Consider the following 19801-nt stretch of genomic DNA (forward strand, 5'->3'; position numbering starts at 1 on the left):
CTAATTGTAGGATGGGTAATTTTTTATATCTCTAAATAAATCTACGTGCCTTCAATTAGAGACGGCTTTTTTCTGAAAAGAATTATTTTGTTTGGGACTAAAATAACATACTTTTTTTTGTCGCATATGATATAATTGAGATGTTGCTTTCTATGGGGAAGGAGGATTTGGGGTAGATAAGTTTTGTCTATTCATAAAGCGCCAGAGCTCTTGAATATATTTCATTAGCTGACGAGGTGAAGGTTAATCGATTATTCGGCGGATGCCTTCCGGCTGTATACCTCAGTCGTGGTCTTCAAACAAAACTAAGGGGTAACCCTTACGACAAAATTGAAGAAAAGGTAATTAAGAAAGCGACTCTATTTTTGTATCTATTAAAAAAAGAAGGAGTTGTTATAAATATGTGTGGAATTGTAGGATATATTGGTACACAGGATGTTAAAGATATTCTGTTAAATGGTTTAGAGAAGTTAGAATACCGAGGGTATGACTCTGCGGGAATCGCAGTTGTGAATGAGAATGGTGTACATATTTTTAAAGATAAAGGCCGTATTGCACATTTACGTACGGTTGTAGATGAAACTGTTTTATCTACTGTAGGAATTGGGCATACACGTTGGGCAACTCACGGTGCCCCTAATCAACGTAATTCACATCCTCATCAATCAAGTACAGGACGTTTTACGATTGTCCATAATGGGGTTATTGAAAATGAACTAGAATTACGTCAAGAATTTTTACCAAACTATAAATTTATTTCTGATACAGATACTGAAGTGATTGCCGCTCTAATTGAACACTTTGTTTTAGAGAAAGAGGATGTAGAATTAGCAATTCGTCACGTTATGAGCCTATTACATGGTTCTTATGCATTAGGAGTCATTGATGCAGAGAATCCAGATGTTTTATATGCAGCTAAAAATAAGTCTCCAATGTTAATTGGATTAGGTGAAGGATTTAACATGATTGGATCTGATGCCATGGCAATGCTTCAATGTACGAATCAATTTGTTGAAATTGAAGATGAGGAATTTATTAAATTAACTCGTGAGGGAGTTACTATCTATAATCTGTTAGGAGTTCCTGTTAAACGTTCACCATTTACTGCTGAATTAGATGCTTCAGATATTGAAAAGGGGACATACCCTCATTACATGTTAAAAGAAATTGATGAACAACCTTATGTTATCCGACGAATTGTAGAGCAATACTTTGAAGATGGTCAAATTAAAATGGATCAAAAGATTGTAGATGCGGTACAATCTGCTGATCGTTTATATATTATTGCTGCAGGGACAAGTATGCATGCTGGTTTTGTTGGAAAACAATTATTTGAACAGTTAGCTGGTATCCCAACAGAGGTGCATATTTCATCTGAGTTTGTTTATAATACACCTGTTATAAGTAAGAATCCATTATTTATCTTTATTTCTCAATCAGGTGAAACTGCAGATAGTCGTGCCGTATTAGTTAAGATTAAACAATTAGGATATCCATCTCTAACTATTACAAATGTACCGGGATCAACGTTATCACGTGAGGCTGATCATACATTATTATTGCATGCAGGGCCTGAAATCGCAGTTGCTTCAACAAAGGCTTACACAGCCCAGGTAGCAGTCCAGGCGGTTTTAGCTGCTAAAGTGGCTGGAAAGTCAGATTTAGATTTATCTCGTGAATTAGCGATTGTAGCTAATGTGATGGAAAGTATTACAGATCACAAGGAACAATATGAAGAAATCGCGAAAGAATATTTAACACAACGAAATTGTTTCTATATTGGGCGACATGTGGATTATTATGTCGCATTAGAAGCAGCTTTAAAATTAAAAGAGATTTCATATATCCAAACGGAAGGGTTTGCGGCTGGAGAATTAAAACACGGAACTATTGCTTTAATTGAAAAGGGAACACCAGTCATTGCAATTATCTCTCAAGAGGCAGTTAATTTAAATACGCGTTCAAATGTTAAGGAGGTTAAAGCGCGTGGGGCAAATACAGTTATTATTTCCTTACGTTCATTAAGCTCTGAAACAGACCAAATTGTCATCGATGATGTGCATCCATTATTAACGCCATTAGTAACGGTTGTTCCAACGCAATTAATTTCTTATTATGCAGCATTACAACGTGATTTTGATATTGATAAACCACGTAATTTAGCAAAATCAGTTACTGTGGAATAATAGATTTAGTAGTAATGTCGGAAAGGTGTGAGCAATGTCTCACACCTTTTTTTAAGAGATATTGTATCTGAAAATTATTAATGATAGTATAGGTATTGGTAGTAGAATTATCTTGATTCGTTAAATACGATCAGGTGCTTTTAATATGCATAATTTTATAGTAGAGGAGGAATTATTAAGTGAATAAACAACAAATGCTAGGGGAAGAGAAAGTAACTAAGTTGCTTTTCCAATTCTCGGTTCCTGCCATTATAGGGATGATGGTGAACGTCTTATATAATATTGTTGATCGAATGTTTATTGGAAATATACCGAATGTCGGAGGATTGGCTTTAACCGGTGTCGGAATTACGATGCCTATTATGACAATCATATTAGCTTTTGGGATGCTTGTAGGTCTTGGAGCAAGTGCGCGTATTTCTTTAAAGTTAGGAGAACATAAACGCCTAGAAGCCGAAAAACATTTGGGAAATGCCTTCACATTAATTCTACTGATCAGTATTTTCATTACTGTTTTAGGATTATTTTTTATGTCCCCGATTCTTAAAATGTTTGGGGCAAGTACTGAAACTGAGGAATATGCTGCTCAATACATGCAAATTATTTTTATAGGTACTATTTTTAATATGCTTAGCTTTGGATTAAATCATTCAATTCGTAGTGATGGCAATCCTAAACTGGCTATGTTTTCGATGTTAATAGGGGCTGGAACTAATATTTTATTAGATCCTATTTTTATTTTTGGACTTGGAATGGGGGTGCGTGGGGCCGCTTTAGCCACTATTATTTCTCAAATTGCTTCCACCATGTGGATTCTTTATTATTTTACTAAGGGAAAAAGTACTATTAAGATTTCACGTGAAAGTATGAAATTAGAATGGTCTACTGTAATGAGTATTTTTTCAATTGGAATGAGCCCTTTTTCTATGCAAATTGCTCAAAGTATTGTTTTAATATTAGCAAATAATGCTTTAAAGCAGTACGGTGGTGATTTAGCGATTGGGGCTATGACTATTGTAAATAGTATATCTATGATTTTTATGATGCCATTATTCGGTTTAAATCAGGGATCACAACCGATTATTGGGTATAATTATGGAGCTAAAAAGTATAATCGTGTTAAAGATGCAGTTAAAATTCCTGTCATCATTGCAACGGTTATTGTGACGTTTGGCTGGTTATTAATCCAGTTTGCTCCTCAGATGTTGATTAGAATCTTTAGTAATGATCAAGAGTTGTTAGGAATGGCCATTGAGGGTACAAAGATATTTTTATTTATGTTTCCTGTTCTTGGGTTCCAAGTTATTAGCTCTAATTATTTTCAATCCATTGGTCAGGCAAGAATTTCTATGTTTTTAAGTTTATTACGCCAAGTTATTTTATTAATTCCTTGCTTGCTTATTTTGCCTCATATTGGTAACTTTGGATTGATGGGGGTTTGGTTATCAGGTCCGGTTGCTGATGGATTGGCTTCTATTATTACAGGAATTGTTTTCTTCTCTTCAATTAGAAAGTTACATGTTGTTTCTTCAGATAATTATACTAGAGATAGAGTGTCTTCTGCATCAGAGGGGGCATGATTTTAAAAGTGGGCTAGAAATGAATTTTTCGTATTCTTTTTAGAAAAGTCTCTATCTATAAGGTAGCGACATTTAAACGTAATATAATAATTTTCCATTGATTGTTTAGTAGGGTACAGTTTAAAGTGTTCTTACTAAACAATTTTTTATAGGTATTGTAAAAATAAGCAAGGTGAAGCATAGAGTTAATTCTATCACGGGTGTGAATTGGTGCTTGATTTTCGAGTTTATATTGATTCCGTTTATAGTGGGAGGTCTTTATTTTAGTATACTTTTTCTTCTCTTCGATTGAAGGAGGAGGAGAATGGGGTGAATCACCATAATTATTTTGGAGACGGATCTTTTTTGATGGGGGATATAAAATCCCTTTTAGGGGATTTAAAAGGTTGTGAACTTCCGAGAAGACGATAGAAGTCTTGTGCTTTATTATAGTGAAAATTGGCTTCCTTATCATTTTGTAGTGCATGAAAGGCTAGGGAAGTAAGAGCGTGTAAATCACCTACATAGATATAAACAAACTTGCAATGCGCCAAATCAATTCCTTTTTTAGCTACCTCGAGGCAAAAATTAATTTGCTGAGTTTCTAAATAAAACTTTGCGAGATAGAAGTGTGCTCGTAATAAATGATAGGTTTCGGTATTTTCATAGATGGCAAGCCTGTTGTTTATAATTGATACTAAAATATTAATAGCTTGTTCCGTATCCCCTAATTGGAAAAGGCAAATGGCTTTATCAATGTTTATATTTTTTTCTTCTAACGTTAGAAAATGGGATGAACTACTTCCCTCGTATCCTTTTTGAAATGCTGTGGATAGAGACTCTTCTATATATTCGAGCGCCTGGGAAGGGTTATGGTACTTTTTTAATTGGATGATTCCCTTTTGATAAGTGAGAAATTGTTTGGCAATCCCATTTTTAAAATCATCGATCGTTGAACAAAAATTAACCAGCTCTTCTAACCTATCAAAATTTCCTTGCGTAATACATTGTTTCATACGATGGATATAGTTAGATGTTTGTTCGTAATTAACGTAATAGCCCTGTTCAATTAGTAAGCGAATATCAACGTTTAATTTGTTACATAATTGATAAAGGAGAATTAAACTCGGATTTCGCTTTCCATTGAGTATTTTATTTAAATGTTCTCGGGGGGTAATCCCTTCGGCTAATTCACTTTGTGTCATGCCCTTTTCATGGGCAATTTCTTTTAATTTTTGGGTTAATTGTTGGAAGTTAATATAATGTCCATTTAAATTTGAAAATGTTTGATCCCTCATAATAACCTTCTTTCTAATGCTTTAAGTATATTATTAATAATAGGGTACCCAATAACGGAAATATATTAGCAAATGACCCTAAAAAAGTAAAAATTAGAGTCGAGGATGAAGAGGATACTACAGTTTTAATATTTTTCGTGTTATAATATGAAACATAACAAGAATAAAATCCTCATGCTGTTGGCAGAATCCAGCGTTATCAAAAATAGGAGGTCTAATCTAGTAAACGTTACAGGTTGATGTACGTTTATTTTGCTGTGATCTTATATCTGCTCCTGTTTGTTTAGGAGTTTTTTTGTTGTTATAATTTATAAGGTAAGGGAGATTAGTATGACAAATGAATTAATTGCTCTAATGTTTATTATCGTAAATTTTAGCTTAGTGGTTTTAAGCTATAAACTCTTTGGGCGGAAGGGATTGTACGCATACATTGCAATGAGTGTAATTGCGGCTAATATTCAAGTCGCGAAGACAATTACCATTTTTGGAATTACGGCAACACTAGGTAATACAATGTTTAGTGGAATCTTTTTAGCGACCGATTTACTGAGTGAAAAGTATGGAAAAAAGGCAGCGATGACGGCCGTATTTATCGGCTTTTTTATGCAATTATCTTTTTTAGTGGTGACCCAGTTTTCTCTATGGTTTGCTCCGGATGCTTCTGATTGGGCTCAACCGCATATGGAGGGATTATTTTCTTTAGCATTACCCGTATTCACAATTGCAGGGCTGAGTTCATTTATTGTTTCACAAAATGTGGATGTGTTTATTTTTCATATTATTAAGGCAAAGTTTCCAGAAGATAAATGGTTATGGTTACGTAATAATGGGAGTACGTTAATCAGTCAATTTATCGATACATTATTATTTACGGCAATTGTAGTGGCCTTTGGTTTATGGACAGTGGGGGATTCGATTGAAATTTTTATCGTTACCTACTTATTTAAAGTTATTTTAAGTATTTCAGATACTCCGTTTGTCTATTTATTAAAAAAGGTTAATCCACTTGATTTATAAACCGGTCTATGAACCGGTTTTTTTATTGGGGAAAAGAGGAAAGTTTAATTAGGTTATTTTAGATATACATTCAACTGTACAGACGAAAATAAAAAGTAATATTATAGAGGAAAATGAGGATCAAAATCATTTGACTATACATTAAACTATACATACGTTGTTATTGTGGATAACGTTATATCAAGGAATATTAAGCTATCCTTATTCGTTTGTTAGAAAAAAATAATTTTTAAAAAGTAGTTCATCGTCTATAAAAAAAGACATGAATCAAGATGATTCTTGTCTTTTTTTAGTCGCCAACTCCAAAATCGGTATTGTTCCATAAGATTTCGAGATGTTTGATATCATCGAGCCATTTGTACTCGTTGTAAAACCATTCCTTTAATTGAGGATCAGGTTTGATGGCCGTTGTATTTTCACAGTAGACATTTACTGTTGCATGATTAAATTGATTAAGGACGATGTCTATATCTCGTTTTATCATATCTTTTGTTTGACCTTTAACACCTACCATGATACAAGGGGAATCAAAATATTGCTTTAACTCATCAACACTTTGAAAAGGGGCCCCTTTTTTTAGAACTTTTTCGCGAAAATCGTAATCAAATGTTTCGACCCCAGTTTTAAACATTATATCTACATCGAGCCGATTTCGCATTTTCGTTAGATGATTACGAAATATCCAGTGGGCCTCTGCAAATAACTTATCAAATTGATGAATCTCTACTGTTTCTTTTACTAGCGCCAAAGAATCTTTAGGTAAATCGAATATATTTCCAGAATTGATTACTTCTAACGTATTATAAATACCTTTAACATTGGCTAATACTTCTTGATTTACTTGGTTGATTTTAGCCACATTAGTGGAATTATCATCGATGTAATCACAAAAGGCACATTTACCATATGAACAAGGCTTACTTTTTAGAAGAACAATTTCTCTAGGAAACTTTTCCGTTATAATATTATATCTTTCCATTTTTATCACCGTTTTTAGTATATCAAATATTCGCGGTTGATGCGCGTAAAGTGTCCTAATTTAATGTCTATTTTTTGGTAATTATTAAATAATTTTATGGTAAAATGGTAGTAGTCTTTATGGTTAGGTGTGATAGTGTGTTTAAAGGTACTATAGGTTTAAGAAAAATAGTGCAGTTCATTACAATTATTTTTTTAGTTATATTTGTTGGTCTTGTTTTTACTGGGGGGCCTATGGATATTATAGGGGGGCAATATGTTGAAAATTATTTATCTATTTATACGAACGCCCATGTCTTATTATCCCGATCAGAAATTCCGATGTGGTCTTCTAATTTCTTTTTAGGTGGAAATTTTTTAGGGGCACAAAATGTATATTCTATTTTTAATCCCTTTTTTTTAATTACCTTATTTTTTCAGAGTACGATGCTACCTAAACTTTATTTTCCTCTATTATTTTTAAAAACCATTTTGTCCGCAGGGGCATTATTCTTTTACATGAAGGAGACAGGCTGGTTTAAACCCTATACGATTATAATTGCATGCATTTTGTATTTATTTAATGGATGGTATTTGAGTAATTTGACTGAATTTGTGACCATAGAATTATTGTTTTTTGTCCCATTAGTCCTATATGGAGTGGAAAAGTTAATTAGACTCGGGAAAAAAAGATATTTTGTTGCGTTCTTTTCGCTATTGTTAATTTCCCATTTTACATTTACACTTCTTTTTTTAGGTTTTTTAATCGGATATATTATCATCCGCTTGTATATGAGTAAGACAGATATTAGGGATCGGACAAGGCACCTTCTTCAGGCATTTGGTTTAATTATAGGGGGGAATATGATTGTAATTTTACCTCTTTTTCTCGCGTTAAATGCCGTATCCATTGAGTTGCAGGAGGGAATGACGCTCTCATCTTTATTGTTATTTTGTATTAAAGGGTTATTTCCTCCGCTCAATGATCGTTTTACTGAATCGTTAAATATTTTTTCGGTGGATGTAAGTATTGTAGCGTTGTACCAGTCAGTAATCGTTATGTTAATGTTGCCTCAAGCAATAAAGGGGATGCGAAAAGAGGTAAGAAGAATAGTACTTTTTTCTTATAGTGTGACTTTGTTTATCGTGTTTGTTACCCAGTCATTGGAGCTAGTTAATATAACTTCTTTGGCGCCTTTAAATACCAATGTTCTCTCAATTTTATTGATTTTATTTAATTCATTATTAGCGGCTTATTCTTTTAATCATCCACTGCAGTTAGATACTCGATTATTAAGAAAGACCTCTTCGGTTCTAAAAGTCGGGTTGATCAGCCTTTTAGCAGTTATTCTTATTTTTGAAGTCCGCTTAGGTGGGGAAGAGAGTTTAAGTCCCTTTCTATCTGAGATAGGGAGAGGGTTTACGTTGTTATCCCCATATTTTATGTTGGGTCTAGCCATGATATTATTGATTAACGCCTATACGTTTATTATGATAAATTTATTTAAAAGAGATTTAAAGGTAGGGCTTCATTTGACTATCCTTATTTTAACTGTAGAGTGTGTTTCGGTGGCCTATATTTACTTTGCCACGGATATGGATAAATCCTATTTTGCGAGTCATTATATAAAGGATAATGATTCGATTGGGAATAAAACCTACGCAGTGGCAGACTATCTTCAAACAATGGACTCTGATTTTTATCGAATTATTAATAGCTATGAAGTGCAGTATAATGAACCGCTATATCAAAATTATAATGGCTTTTCAATCGCTAATCCTTATTTAATTGTGTCTTCCCAAGATGTTTCATGGATGTTAGATAGAAAAGTTGAGGAAAGTTTATCTATCTCTCCGACGGACTATATGTTAACAACCGCTCTGTCCGCTAAGTATTACTTTACCCCTGATTATGAGACGCAACTTCCAGGTTATGAATATTATGATCGGATTGAGGGGATTACGATATTTAAAAACAATTATTTCTTGCCGGTGGGAACAAGTAGTCCATTTTATATGCTTAAATCTGATTTTAATCAGTTAAGCCGAGCACAACAACATTACGTGTTTTTAAAAGCGATTATTTTAGATGATGAGGAGTTTGCTAATCGTTATCACTTAGAACGACTGGATATTAATGATATAGAAAAGAATCCAGGGGAAATTCAATATTTTGATGCCGCTGCTATTCGTCAACAACTAGGTGTAGAGAATGTACGATATAGTCAAAATAGAATCATGCATGATTACGTGATAAGTGAGCCTAAATTAATAACGTATACGATCCCATATAATAAAGGATGGAAAGCTTATGCAAATGGTAAACAAATTCCCTTGTATGAGGTTAATAACGGATTTATAGGAATAGGATTGTTAGAAGGTGGCACTTATGAAGTGGAATTGATCTATTCTTCACCAGGGGTTATAATCGGGTGTGTTTTATCGGGGATAACTATCTTGATTATCTTATCGACGTTTTCTTATCGATATAGTCGTCGTTTAAAAATTGTCTCGAATTAATTTGAGACAATTTTTTTTCGTTAGTGTATATACTAAAAGTAGGTTTCATTTCTGCAGTCATTGGACTTTTTTTGAGGATTACAAGAAAAGTAAGATTTAAACGAGGGGGGAACGTTTATTAAGCATGTAATTCTTAGTTTTTTTCGGATATGCCCTTAAATTTTATGGACGATTATCATATAATAATAAAGAATATAGGTGAGGAGTGATGAATTGTGTTCATTAAGATAGATGATGTGAAGGTTTATTATGAGGTGGAAGGACAAGGGCATCCGATTTTACTATTACACGGTTGGGGGCAAAGTGTTGCGGCGTTTAAACCTGTGTTCGATTATTTAAAAAATAATTTTCAGGTATATAGTTTAGATTTTCCGGGATTTGGTCAAAGTGATGAACCGAAAACGGTATGGTCAATTTATGATTATGCGGATATGGTAGAAAAATTTGTTGAAAAGTTGGGGATTGTTCATCCGACTATTTTTGGACATTCTTTTGGGGGACGAGTTGCTATTATTTATGCTGGGCGCAAAAATGATTTAAACAAACTGGTTTTAATCGATAGTGCTGGGGTTAAACCTAAACGTGGATTAGATTATTATACCCGAGTATACACATATAAATTAGGTAAAAAAGTTTTAGGATTACCTGGTCTACGAGCATATAAAGAAAAAATGATGGAGAATGCAGGTTCATCAGATTATAAAAACTCGACCCCGATGATGCGACAAATTATGAGTAAGGTTGTAAACGAAGATTTGCAACATCTTATGCCTTCGATTGAAGCTGAGACATTACTCGTGTGGGGGGAGTTAGATGATGCGACACCTCTAAGCGATGCTAAAATAATGGAGCGAAAAATTCCCGGGGCAGGATTAGTTGTTTTTAACGGAGCGGGTCACTATTCATACTTGGATTGTCTTGGTCAATTTTTACGTGTCATGGATGTATTTTTAGAGAAAGAGAGAGGTGAATAAAATGATGATTATTACATCATTATTACTTTTGGCTATAGGTTTTACATTGGTTTTTACATTATGGAAACGAATGGCGCATGCCCTTCAAATGCTTCAACAATGTCATTATATGAATGACCGTTTTACGACATGGATTGCAGGCCATCGTTTAGTTGCTTTTCCATTACCACTTAGTGTTTTAGTAGTGATTTATTGGGGACTGATGGTTCTAACGAGCCTCTCAACGGGTATATCAGAGGTGGCTTTGACTTGGGGAGCCTTAATTATTAGTCTCTTAGGAGTGGGAATGATTAAAATTAGTAGCGGGGTTTCTAAGGAATCTAAAAAGCCATTAAAAATTACAGCTCGCGTTTGGCGAATTATTGCTACTGGTGTTGTAGTAATGTTATTATTCTCTGGATTAGGTTTAGCGTTGTTAGAATCTCATATTGAATTAGTAGGGGTACAAGTCATTGGTTGGTTATTAATATTTAATTTATTTGCGTATTTTCTTATGCTAGTAGCCAATTGGCTTAATAAGCCGATGGAGAATAGTATTCGTTTAGGATTTATCAATGATGCCCGTCGAATTATTAAAAATTCTCAATCATTAGATGTAGTAGGGGTTACAGGAAGTTATGGGAAAACAAGTACGAAGCATGCTTTAAATGCCATTTTATCCGAACAGTTTAATACGTTAATGACGCCAGAGAGTTATAATACACCGATGGGAATTACAATTACCATTCGTAATTATTTAAAACCCATTCATAGTAAGTTTATTGCAGAGATGGGAGCTTACAAAGTTGGCGAGATTAATGAGTTATGTAATATCGCATACCCTAAGTATGGAATTTTAACTTCTGTAGGGCCGCAACATTTAGAAACTTTCAAGACGATTGATCATGTTAAACAAACAAAATTTGAATTAATTGAGTTCTTACCTGCAGATGGAATTGGTTTTATCAATATAGATGATGAAAATATTCGTGATTATTATGAAAATAAATTTAAAGGTGTTTGTACCGTATATACTTATGGGATTAATCAGAAGGCAGACTATCGTGCAAAAGATATTGTCGTTAGTGAAAAGGGAACGACTTTTAATGTTGTTTTTCGAGATGGAAGTGTTCATGAATTTCAAACGAAATTATTAGGTCTTCATAATATTTATAATACCGTTGCAAGTATAGCTTTAGGAAATGAACTCGGAATTCCGGTTGAAAAGATGAAAATTGCCGTTCGCAAAATGAAACCTGTGACCCATCGATTAGAATTGCGCCGTAATGGAAACTTTACTATTATTGATGATGCCTTCAATTCAAATCCAGTAGGATCTAAAATGGCACTTGAGGTTCTAGGTCAAATGAGTGGGAAGCGCATTGTGTTAACCCCAGGTATGGTTGATTTAGGATCTGCTCAATATGAGTTGAATAAGGCCTTTGGAACGTACATGAAGGATACTTGTGATTATGTTATTCTTGTTGGTAAAAAGCAGACAGAACCAATTCAAGAAGGGCTAGCAGAAGTTGGATTCCCTAAAGAGAATATTACGGTAGCGGAAAATTTAACAGAAGCTTTTAAAGTAATGTATGAGGTAGTTGAACCAGGGGCATTTGTTTTAATTGAGAATGACCTGCCTGAACTATTTGCAGAGTAGGACTATTTAGTTTTTGAAGAAGGTAGGGAAGCGGGATGGAAAATCAGGTGTTAGAGTTTATAAAAAAGGTTCAGTCTATTGCACAAATCGGGCTATCTTTTTCGACGGATCCATATGCTATCGATAATTATGAAGAGTTAAGAAAGATTAGTATAAGAATGTTAAAAGAGTATACCTCTCTTCCAGATGACGAATGTGAGTTGTATAAAGATTTTATTTATCCAACACCACAACCAGCCGTACGTACCCTTGTCGTAAGAGATAATAAGCTTTTGCTTGTAAAGGAAAAAGACAGTGGTCTTTGGTCGTTACCTGGTGGATGGTGTGACATAGACTGTACGCCAAAGGAAACGGCGATTAAAGAAACTTATGAAGAGTCTGGTTATGTTATAGAGTGTACAAAGTTACTTGCGGTATTTGATAGAAGACATTATATTAAAAAGTCATTATATGATGTGTATTGTCTTTATTTCCTGGGGAATGTTGTCGCAGGTGAGGCGAAGTGTAATCATGAAACGGAGGATATAGGCTGGTTTGAGGTTTCTAATCTTCCAAGTTTATCTCGTAAGAATTCAATAGAAGAGATTCAAAAGGCATATCATGTATATAAGGAAAAATTGGAAACATATTTTGAATGATTTTTTGAAAAAATAGTTCTTCTGAATGTTATTTCTTGATAAAATAGACGTATGTTTTTACGTTCATATAGAGTATACTTAAAAGAGATACTAAACTTAAATAAAGGGGGCTTCCTCATGAAGTTAAAAGTTGGTGTGTTTTTCGGCGGTGAGTCGGTAGAGCACGAAATTTCGATTATTTCTGCTAACCAGGCAATGCATGCCATTGATAAAACTAAATACGATGTTGTACCAGTATATTTATCAAAGAAGTGTGAATGGTACACAGGAGATGCGTTATTTGATGTAAAGGAATATAAGAATCTTGAAGGCTTATTAAAAAAATGTCAGCGTGTTGTTATCGTTCCTAATAATGGAAAAATTCAAATGGAACGTTATCCAGCAAAAAAATTTGGGAATAACGTGGTAAATACAATTGATGTTGCTATTCCAGTTATTCATGGTACAAATGGTGAAGATGGAGCGTTACAAGGATTTTTCGAGTTAAATGGAATTCCGTATTCAGGATGCGAGGTTGCCGCGGCCGCTGTTGGGCAAGATAAAGTGTTTATGAAGAATATTTTGCGTGACTCAGGATTACCGATTACTAAATATGTCTGGTACTATTCATCTGACTGGTTCGCTGATCAGGAATCTTGTCTAGACACGATTGAGGAGAAATTAAATTACCCGGTAATGATTAAACCAGCAAGCTTAGGATCAAGTGTGGGAATTTCTAAGGCTACTGATCGTGCATCACTTGAAGAGGGAATTACAGAAGCTATTGGTTTTGACAAAAAATTTATTGTTGAGGAAATGGTAACACAATTAGTAGAGGTTAACTGTTCAGTTATTGGAGATTTCTCATCTGCTAAGCCTTCGGTTCTAGAAGAGGTGATGGGATCAGATGAATTCTTAAGTTTCCGTGATAAGTATGAAGGCGGGGGAGGTTCTAAGGGAGCTAAAACTTCTGGAACTAAATCTCAAGGAATGGCTAGTACAAACCGCATTATTCCGGCCCGTTTAACAGAGGAAGGAACGAAGTATGTTCAGGATCTTGCAGTACAAACTTTCCGCGTGTTAGGAAGCGCAGGGGTTGCTCGTATTGATTTCTTAATTAACGCTGAAAACAATGAGGTTTATGTTAATGAAATTAATACAATTCCGGGATCGTTATCTTTCTACTTATGGGAAAAAACAGACCGTAATTTTACGGAGTTAATGACAAGTTTAGTGGAGTTAGCATTGAAGCGTCAACGTGAACGTGAAAATTTAACTTTCTCATTTGAATCTAATGTTCTTTCATTACAAGCGGGGGGAACAAAGGGAGCAAAAGGAGTAAAGGCCTAAAATATTATTAAAGGAGAGCCAATACTGGCTCTCCTTTAATAATGATGATGATATTTTTCATAAAAAAAGTAGAGATGAAGATCTCTACTTTTTTTATTTATTCTCTGAAATATCGACAGGACGTGTGACTACTTGGTCGATTAATCCGTAAGCAACAGCTTCTTCAGCAGACATGAAGTTATCGCGTTCTGTATCCTGTTCAATTTTTTCAAGTGGTTGACCTGAACGTTCAGATAAAATGTGATTCAATTTATCACGAGTTTTTAAGATATGTTTTGCAGCAATTGCAATTTCTGTCGCTTGCCCTTGTGCACCACCAAGTGGTTGGTGAATCATTACTTCACTATTTGGTAATGCATAACGTTTACCTTTTGTACCAGCTGAAAGTAAGAAGGCCCCCATTGATGCTGCCATTCCGACACAAATTGTTGAAACGTCGCATTTAATGTAATTCATTGTGTCAAAAATAGCAAAACCAGCTGTTACAGATCCACCAGGACTATTAATATAAAGGTTAATATCTTTATTTGGGTCTTCAGCAGCTAAAAATAAAAGTTGTGCAACCACGATATTTGCGGTATAATCGTTAATTTCACCACTCAGCATGATGATACGGTCTTTTAATAGACGAGAATAAATGTCGTACGCACGTTCACCGTGGGCTGTTTGTTCAATGACTGTCGGTACTAAATAACTACTCATAAGGCACCCCTCTTTTTCTTGAAAGTTTTATATAGCACATTCTACCACAACCATACGAAAAATCATAGTATTGTGATGGCCATACTCTATTCTAATGTGATGGAAGGCGAGATATTCATTTTTATTAATAAAAACTTTAATAATTTATTATAAACGCTTACATAACTTTATAACTTGATTATTATGGTACAAATTGTTAGAATAAAAAACGTAGTAATTTTTCACAATATATTATGTGTTCTTTGAACGTATGATGTGAAAAGTAACCAATTTGATAATATCTTAGGAGGAATCTTTACATGGCAATTAAAGTAGCGATTAATGGATTCGGGCGTATCGGACGCTTAGCTTTACGTTTAATGATCGAAAACAACGACTTCGAAGTAGTTGCAATCAATGACTTAACTGATGCTAAAACATTAGCTCACTTATTCAAATACGATTCAGCTCAAGGACGTTTCAACGGAGAAATCGAAGTTAAAGACGGAGCTTTCGTTGTTAACGGTAAAGAAATCAAAGTTACTGCTGAGCGTAACCCAGAAGCATTACCTTGGGGAGAATTAGGTGTAGATGTAGTATTAGAATGTACTGGATTCTTCACTTCACAAGAAAAAGCTGGATTACACTTAAAAGCAGGAGCTAAAAAAGTTGTTATCTCAGCACCAGCAACTGGAGATATCAAAACTGTTGTTTACAACGTAAACCAAAATATCTTAGACGGATCTGAAACAGTTATCTCAGGAGCTTCTTGTACAACTAACTGTTTAGCTCCAATGGCTAAAGTATTAAACGACAAATACGGTGTACAAAAAGGATTCATGACTACAATCCATGCATACACTAACGATCAAAATACATTAGATGCTCCTCACGGAAAAGGTGACTTACGTCGTGGACGTGCAGCTGCTGCATCAATCGTTCCTAACTCAACTGGAGCTGCTAAAGCAATCGGTTTAGTAATCCCTGAATTACAAGGAAAATTAGATGGTGGAGCTCAACGTGTTCCTGTAATCACTGGTTCATTAACTGAATTAGTATGTACTTTAAACACTAAAGTAACTGCTGCTGAAATCAATGAAGCAATGAAAGCTGCTGCTAACGAATCATTCGGATATACTGAAGATGAAATCGTTTCTGCTGACGTAATCGGAATTTCTTACGGATCATTATTTGATGCAACACAAACTAAAGTAATGGAAGTTAACGGTGAGCAATTAGTTAAAGTTGCTGCTTGGTATGACAACGAAATGTCTTACACTAACCAATTAATCCGTACTTTAGGATACTTCGCTTCTTTAATTAAATAATTTAAATTAAGCGAATAATTTACAAAGCTATCTCAATATGAGATAGCTTTTTTCATTTTCATCTATGAATTCGCATAAAAAGATAGAGAGTAGGTCATTTTAAACAAGAGGTGAAAAAGGGTGAAGGTTGCAATTTTAGCAGTAGGTAATGAGGTTCTCTGTGGAAAGACCCTTAATACCAATAGTATGTTTATTGCGCGTGAAGTGGAAGGCATGGGCGGAAAGGTCACTCATCAACAAGTAGTACCAGATCAAATAGAGGAAATTGTTAGAGGACTAGAGACAGCATATACTTATGCAGATTTAGTGATTACCATAGGAGGTCTTGGACCTACTGTGGACGATTTAACGCGTGATGGTGTGGCGAAGTATTTTGAGGTTGAATTAGTATATGATCAGGATATCTATCAGGGAATTTGTGACTATTTTAAAAGAAGTCATCAAGATATTCCTGAGAATAATGTCCGTCAAGCGTATAAATTTGCGGGTGGATTGGTACTTCCTAATAATAACGGAACAGCCCCAGCTTTATTTTTGCAAAAAGATTTTCAAACTATCTTTTTACTTCCAGGTCCACCATCAGAACTAGAATTAATTTTTAATGATAGTGTTCGCCCTTATTTAGTTAGCCAAATCGAAGAACGAAAAATAACTAATAGTTATAGGCTATGCGGAATTGGAGAATCGGTTGCAGAGGGTAAAATTATACACCTATATAAACAATACCCTCACTTGAATATTGCCCCCTATTGTGCGGTAGATAAGGTAGACTATATTGTTACTACATTAGAACGTTATAGAACGGAATTAGAGGCCTTTGACGAAGAGTTTAGGACTATTATGAAGGATTACTACATTGGAAATCAAAGTACGGATCTTCCAAGCGAAATCGTGCGTTTGTTAAAGGAAAAAGGTTTAACTTTAGCAACGGCTGAAAGTTGTAGTGGGGGTTTGCTCTCATCTACCCTAATTAACGTTGAAGGTATTTCGACTGTATTTTTAGAAGGAATTGTTTCCTATAGTTATGAATCTAAGTTAAAACGTCTAGATATTAATGTTGACCGATTAATGGAATATGGGGCAGTTTCGGAAGAGATTGCTCATGATATGGCGGTAAATTTAAGGGAGATAAGTGGAGCAGATGTGACGGTGAGTATAACAGGGATAGCTGGTCCAGGTGGTGGTAGTGAATTAAAGCCAGTCGGGTTAGTTTATATGGCTATCGATGTTTGCGGTCAAATTTTCTTAAAATCATACATTTTTAATGGAAACCGTGAAAAAATAAGACAGCGTACCGTTGCCGAGGCATTATATTGGCTTTACTATCACATAAAAGCGCTTTAATAAAAGGTAATGTTTGAATTATATGTTAAAAAGCGTTAAAATAATATTTGTGAAAAATAATCTAAGGAGGACTCATCACATGAACAAAAAAACTGTTAAAGATGTTGAGTTAAACGGAAAAAAAGTCCTTGTACGTGTAGACTTTAACGTACCAATGAAGGACGGAAAAATTACAAACGATAATCGTATCGTAGCCGCTTTACCTACAATTAAATATATTTTAGAAAATGGTGGACGCGCGATTTTATTCTCTCACTTAGGAAAAGTTAAGTCAGAGGAAGATAAAGCATCTAAGTCTTTACGTCCTGCAGCTGAGCGTTTAGCTGAGTTATTAGGAAAAGACGTTAAATTTATCCCTGAAACACGTGGGGCTGAATTAGAAGCAGCAATTGCAGAATTAAAAGATGGAGAAGTCTTAATGTTTGAAAACACTCGTTTCGAAGATTTAGATGGTAAAAAAGAATCTAAGAACGATCCTGAATTAGGAAAATACTGGGCTTCATTAGGAGATGTATTTGTAAATGACGCATTCGGTACGGCTCACCGTGCACATGCTTCAAACGTGGGAATCTCTGCTAACTTAGAAGCAGTAGCTGGATTCTTATTAGAAAAAGAAATCGAATTCATTGGTGGAGCTGTTGATGCACCACAACGTCCAATGGTAGCAATCTTAGGTGGAGCAAAAGTTTCAGATAAAATCGGAGTTATCGAAAACTTATTAGATAAAGCAGATAAAGTATTAGTTGGTGGAGGAATGATGTTTACATTCCTTAAAGCACAAGGTAAAAACATCGGAAAATCTTTATGTGAAGAAGATAAATTAGACTTAGCTAAAGCATTATTAGAAAAAGGTGGAGATAAGTTAATCCTTCCTATCGATACTGTTGCGGCTAAAGAATTCTCTAACGATACTGAATTCCGCATTGTTTCAGTTGATGAATTAGCTGATGACGAAATGGGATTAGACGTAGGGCCAGCTACTGTAGAATTATTCTCTAACGTTTTAAAAGATGCTAAAACAGTAGTATGGAATGGACCTATGGGGGTATTCGAAATGTCTAACTTCGCAAAAGGAACAATCGGTGTTTGTGAAGCAATCGCTAATTTAGAGAATGCAATTACAATCATTGGTGGAGGAGATTCAGCTGCAGCAGCAATGCAATTAGGATATGCTGATAAATTCTCTCACATCTCAACTGGTGGAGGAGCTTCTTTAGAATATTTAGAAGGAAAAGAATTACCAGGTGTAGCTTCATTAAGCGATAAATGCTGCGGATGTGGATGCAAATAATTTTTAACTAAAACTCAAAGGAATTCGCCTTTTTGTGAATTCCTTTTTTAAAACGCACACTTACACACACTAAATTACGAAAAAAAATATTTAACTGAGGTGAGTTTCATGAGAAAACCAATTATCGCAGGAAACTGGAAAATGAACAAAAATTATGACGAGGCTATAGAATTCGTAAAAGCGGTTGCTAATAAAGTGCCTAGTTCAGATAAAGTTGAAACAGCAATCTGTGCACCAGCATTATACTTACGTTCATTAGTAGAACATCAAGGAGAAAACTTACGTATTGGTGCTCAAAACATGCACTTTGAAGCAAATGGAGCATTTACAGGAGAAATCGCTCCAGGAATGTTAAAAGACTTAGGGGTTACTTATGTAATTTTAGGTCATAGTGAACGTCGTGAGATGTTTAATGAAACGGACGAAACAGTAAACAAAAAAACTCATGCAGCATTTGCTAATGGATTAATTCCAATCGTATGCTGTGGAGAGTCATTAGAAGAACGCGAAAACGGAACAACTAACCAAGTTGTAGACGCGCAAATTAAACGCGCTTTAGCTGGATTATCTTTAGAACAAGTTAAAGAAACAGTTATCGCATATGAGCCAATTTGGGCTATCGGAACAGGATTAACTGCTACAAATGAACAAGCAAATGAAACAATCGGATATATCCGTTCAGTTGTTGCACGTGAGCATGGACAAGAGGCTGCAGATGCAATTCGTATTCAATATGGAGGATCTGTTAAACCTAGCACAGTAGCAGGATTAATGGCTCAACCAGAAATCGATGGGGCATTAGTTGGTGGAGCATCATTAGATGTAGAATCATTCTTAGGATTATTAGAATTCTAATATAACGGCTCAATCGTTAAAAAAATCTTGATCTAGTATGATTGCTAGATCAAGATTTTTTAATAAAATAAGAAATTTGATAAAATTTAATTGACAATAAGATTCTAGAATGGTATTATAAATAAGTCGCCAAAAGGGCGATGGAAAAGAAAACAAAAAAAGTTAAAAAGTGTTTGACAGAAGTT

15 protein-coding genes are annotated in these 19801 nt (G+C 34.8%); 12 read left to right on the top strand and 3 right to left on the bottom strand.

Translation table 11 applies throughout. The features are described 5' to 3' along the window. Positions 1-401: 401 nt before the first annotated feature. Together glmS and AACH31_RS00665 are read left to right on the top strand one after the other, a co-directional pair. A complete protein-coding gene (gene glmS, locus AACH31_RS00660; RefSeq protein WP_161832859.1) occupies positions 402-2186 on the top strand; it encodes a glutamine--fructose-6-phosphate transaminase (isomerizing) in 1785 nt (594 codons plus the stop codon). A 179-nt stretch (positions 2187-2365) separates the two neighbouring features. Then, positions 2366-3766, top strand: a complete 1401-nt coding sequence (locus AACH31_RS00665; protein WP_161832858.1) for an MATE family efflux transporter — start codon at positions 2366-2368, stop codon at positions 3764-3766. A 323-nt stretch (positions 3767-4089) separates the two neighbouring features. Here AACH31_RS00665 and AACH31_RS00670 read toward each other — a convergent pair whose 3' ends face one another. Beyond that, on the bottom strand, positions 4090-5043 hold the full coding sequence (locus AACH31_RS00670; protein WP_161832857.1) for a helix-turn-helix domain-containing protein: 954 nt from the start codon (positions 5041-5043) through the stop codon (positions 4090-4092). A 330-nt stretch (positions 5044-5373) separates the two neighbouring features. Here AACH31_RS00670 and AACH31_RS00675 point away from each other — a divergent pair, with 330 nt between their 5' ends. Further along, positions 5374-6060 (top strand): queuosine precursor transporter, encoded by a 687-nt coding sequence (locus tag AACH31_RS00675; RefSeq protein WP_262951022.1) that lies wholly within the window; start codon positions 5374-5376, stop codon positions 6058-6060. A gap of 289 nt (positions 6061-6349) precedes the next feature. Here AACH31_RS00675 and AACH31_RS00680 read toward each other — a convergent pair whose 3' ends face one another. After that, on the bottom strand, positions 6350-7039 hold the full coding sequence (locus AACH31_RS00680) for a radical SAM protein (protein WP_262951024.1): 690 nt from the start codon (positions 7037-7039) through the stop codon (positions 6350-6352). A 119-nt stretch (positions 7040-7158) separates the two neighbouring features. Here AACH31_RS00680 and AACH31_RS00685 point away from each other — a divergent pair, with 119 nt between their 5' ends. The 5 genes from AACH31_RS00685 to AACH31_RS00705 all read left to right on the top strand — a co-directional run bounded on the left by AACH31_RS00685 (position 7159) and on the right by AACH31_RS00705 (position 14117). After that, a complete protein-coding gene (locus AACH31_RS00685; protein ID WP_161832755.1) occupies positions 7159-9537 on the top strand; it encodes a YfhO family protein in 2379 nt (792 codons plus the stop codon). A gap of 215 nt (positions 9538-9752) precedes the next feature. Further along, positions 9753-10511, top strand: coding sequence for an alpha/beta fold hydrolase (locus AACH31_RS00690; RefSeq protein WP_161832754.1), 759 nt, complete (start codon positions 9753-9755; stop codon positions 10509-10511). A gap of 1 nt (position 10512) precedes the next feature. Beyond that, positions 10513-12150, top strand: coding sequence for a Mur ligase family protein (locus tag AACH31_RS00695; RefSeq protein WP_161832753.1), 1638 nt, complete (start codon positions 10513-10515; stop codon positions 12148-12150). A 35-nt stretch (positions 12151-12185) separates the two neighbouring features. Next, positions 12186-12788: an NUDIX hydrolase gene (locus AACH31_RS00700; protein WP_161832752.1), complete on the top strand. Its 603-nt coding sequence runs from the start codon at positions 12186-12188 to the stop codon at positions 12786-12788. Between the two features lie 117 nt (positions 12789-12905). Then, positions 12906-14117, top strand: a complete 1212-nt coding sequence (locus tag AACH31_RS00705; RefSeq protein ID WP_262951025.1) for a D-alanine--D-alanine ligase family protein — start codon at positions 12906-12908, stop codon at positions 14115-14117. A gap of 93 nt (positions 14118-14210) precedes the next feature. On the opposite strand, the gene clpP is transcribed toward AACH31_RS00705, so the two are convergent. After that, positions 14211-14819 (bottom strand): ATP-dependent Clp endopeptidase proteolytic subunit ClpP, encoded by a 609-nt coding sequence (gene clpP / locus AACH31_RS00710; RefSeq protein WP_161832750.1) that lies wholly within the window; start codon positions 14817-14819, stop codon positions 14211-14213. Positions 14820-15118: 299 nt separating this feature from the next. Here clpP and gap point away from each other — a divergent pair, with 299 nt between their 5' ends. The 4 genes from gap (at position 15119) to tpiA (ending at position 19616) form a co-directional block, all read left to right on the top strand. Beyond that, entirely contained in the window at positions 15119-16126 is a 1008-nt protein-coding gene (gap, locus tag AACH31_RS00715; RefSeq protein ID WP_161832749.1) for a type I glyceraldehyde-3-phosphate dehydrogenase, read from the top strand. 120 nt (positions 16127-16246) lie between these two features. After that, positions 16247-17470, top strand: coding sequence for a competence/damage-inducible protein A (locus tag AACH31_RS00720; protein ID WP_338617749.1), 1224 nt, complete (start codon positions 16247-16249; stop codon positions 17468-17470). A gap of 79 nt (positions 17471-17549) precedes the next feature. Then, on the top strand, positions 17550-18761 hold the full coding sequence (locus AACH31_RS00725) for a phosphoglycerate kinase (RefSeq protein WP_338506378.1): 1212 nt from the start codon (positions 17550-17552) through the stop codon (positions 18759-18761). 108 nt (positions 18762-18869) lie between these two features. Next, a complete protein-coding gene (gene tpiA / locus AACH31_RS00730; RefSeq protein ID WP_161832746.1) occupies positions 18870-19616 on the top strand; it encodes a triose-phosphate isomerase in 747 nt (248 codons plus the stop codon). The last annotated feature ends 185 nt before the right edge of the window (positions 19617-19801 follow it).

Source organism: Turicibacter faecis, from assembly GCF_037076425.1.
In the GTDB taxonomy this organism is placed as follows: domain Bacteria; phylum Bacillota_I; class Bacilli_A; order MOL361; family Turicibacteraceae; genus Turicibacter; species Turicibacter faecis.

Excerpts from the sequence above, each read along its gene's own strand:
- AACH31_RS00680 (WP_262951024.1), bottom strand. The coding sequence starts at position 7,039 with ATGGAAAGATATAATATTATAACGGAAAAGTTTCCTAGAGAAATTGTT.
- AACH31_RS00670 (WP_161832857.1), bottom strand. The coding sequence starts at position 5,043 with ATGAGGGATCAAACATTTTCAAATTTAAATGGACATTATATTAACTTC.
- AACH31_RS00695 (WP_161832753.1), top strand. The coding sequence starts at position 10,513 with ATGATGATTATTACATCATTATTACTTTTGGCTATAGGTTTTACATTG.
- AACH31_RS00675 (WP_262951022.1), top strand. The coding sequence starts at position 5,374 with ATGACAAATGAATTAATTGCTCTAATGTTTATTATCGTAAATTTTAGC.
- tpiA (WP_161832746.1), top strand. The coding sequence starts at position 18,870 with ATGAGAAAACCAATTATCGCAGGAAACTGGAAAATGAACAAAAATTAT.
- AACH31_RS00705 (WP_262951025.1), top strand. The coding sequence starts at position 12,906 with ATGAAGTTAAAAGTTGGTGTGTTTTTCGGCGGTGAGTCGGTAGAGCAC.
- AACH31_RS00700 (WP_161832752.1), top strand. The coding sequence starts at position 12,186 with ATGGAAAATCAGGTGTTAGAGTTTATAAAAAAGGTTCAGTCTATTGCA.
- glmS (WP_161832859.1), top strand. The coding sequence starts at position 402 with ATGTGTGGAATTGTAGGATATATTGGTACACAGGATGTTAAAGATATT.
- clpP (WP_161832750.1), bottom strand. The coding sequence starts at position 14,819 with ATGAGTAGTTATTTAGTACCGACAGTCATTGAACAAACAGCCCACGGT.
- AACH31_RS00685 (WP_161832755.1), top strand. The coding sequence starts at position 7,159 with ATGGTTAGGTGTGATAGTGTGTTTAAAGGTACTATAGGTTTAAGAAAA.
- gap (WP_161832749.1), top strand. The coding sequence starts at position 15,119 with ATGGCAATTAAAGTAGCGATTAATGGATTCGGGCGTATCGGACGCTTA.
- AACH31_RS00725 (WP_338506378.1), top strand. The coding sequence starts at position 17,550 with ATGAACAAAAAAACTGTTAAAGATGTTGAGTTAAACGGAAAAAAAGTC.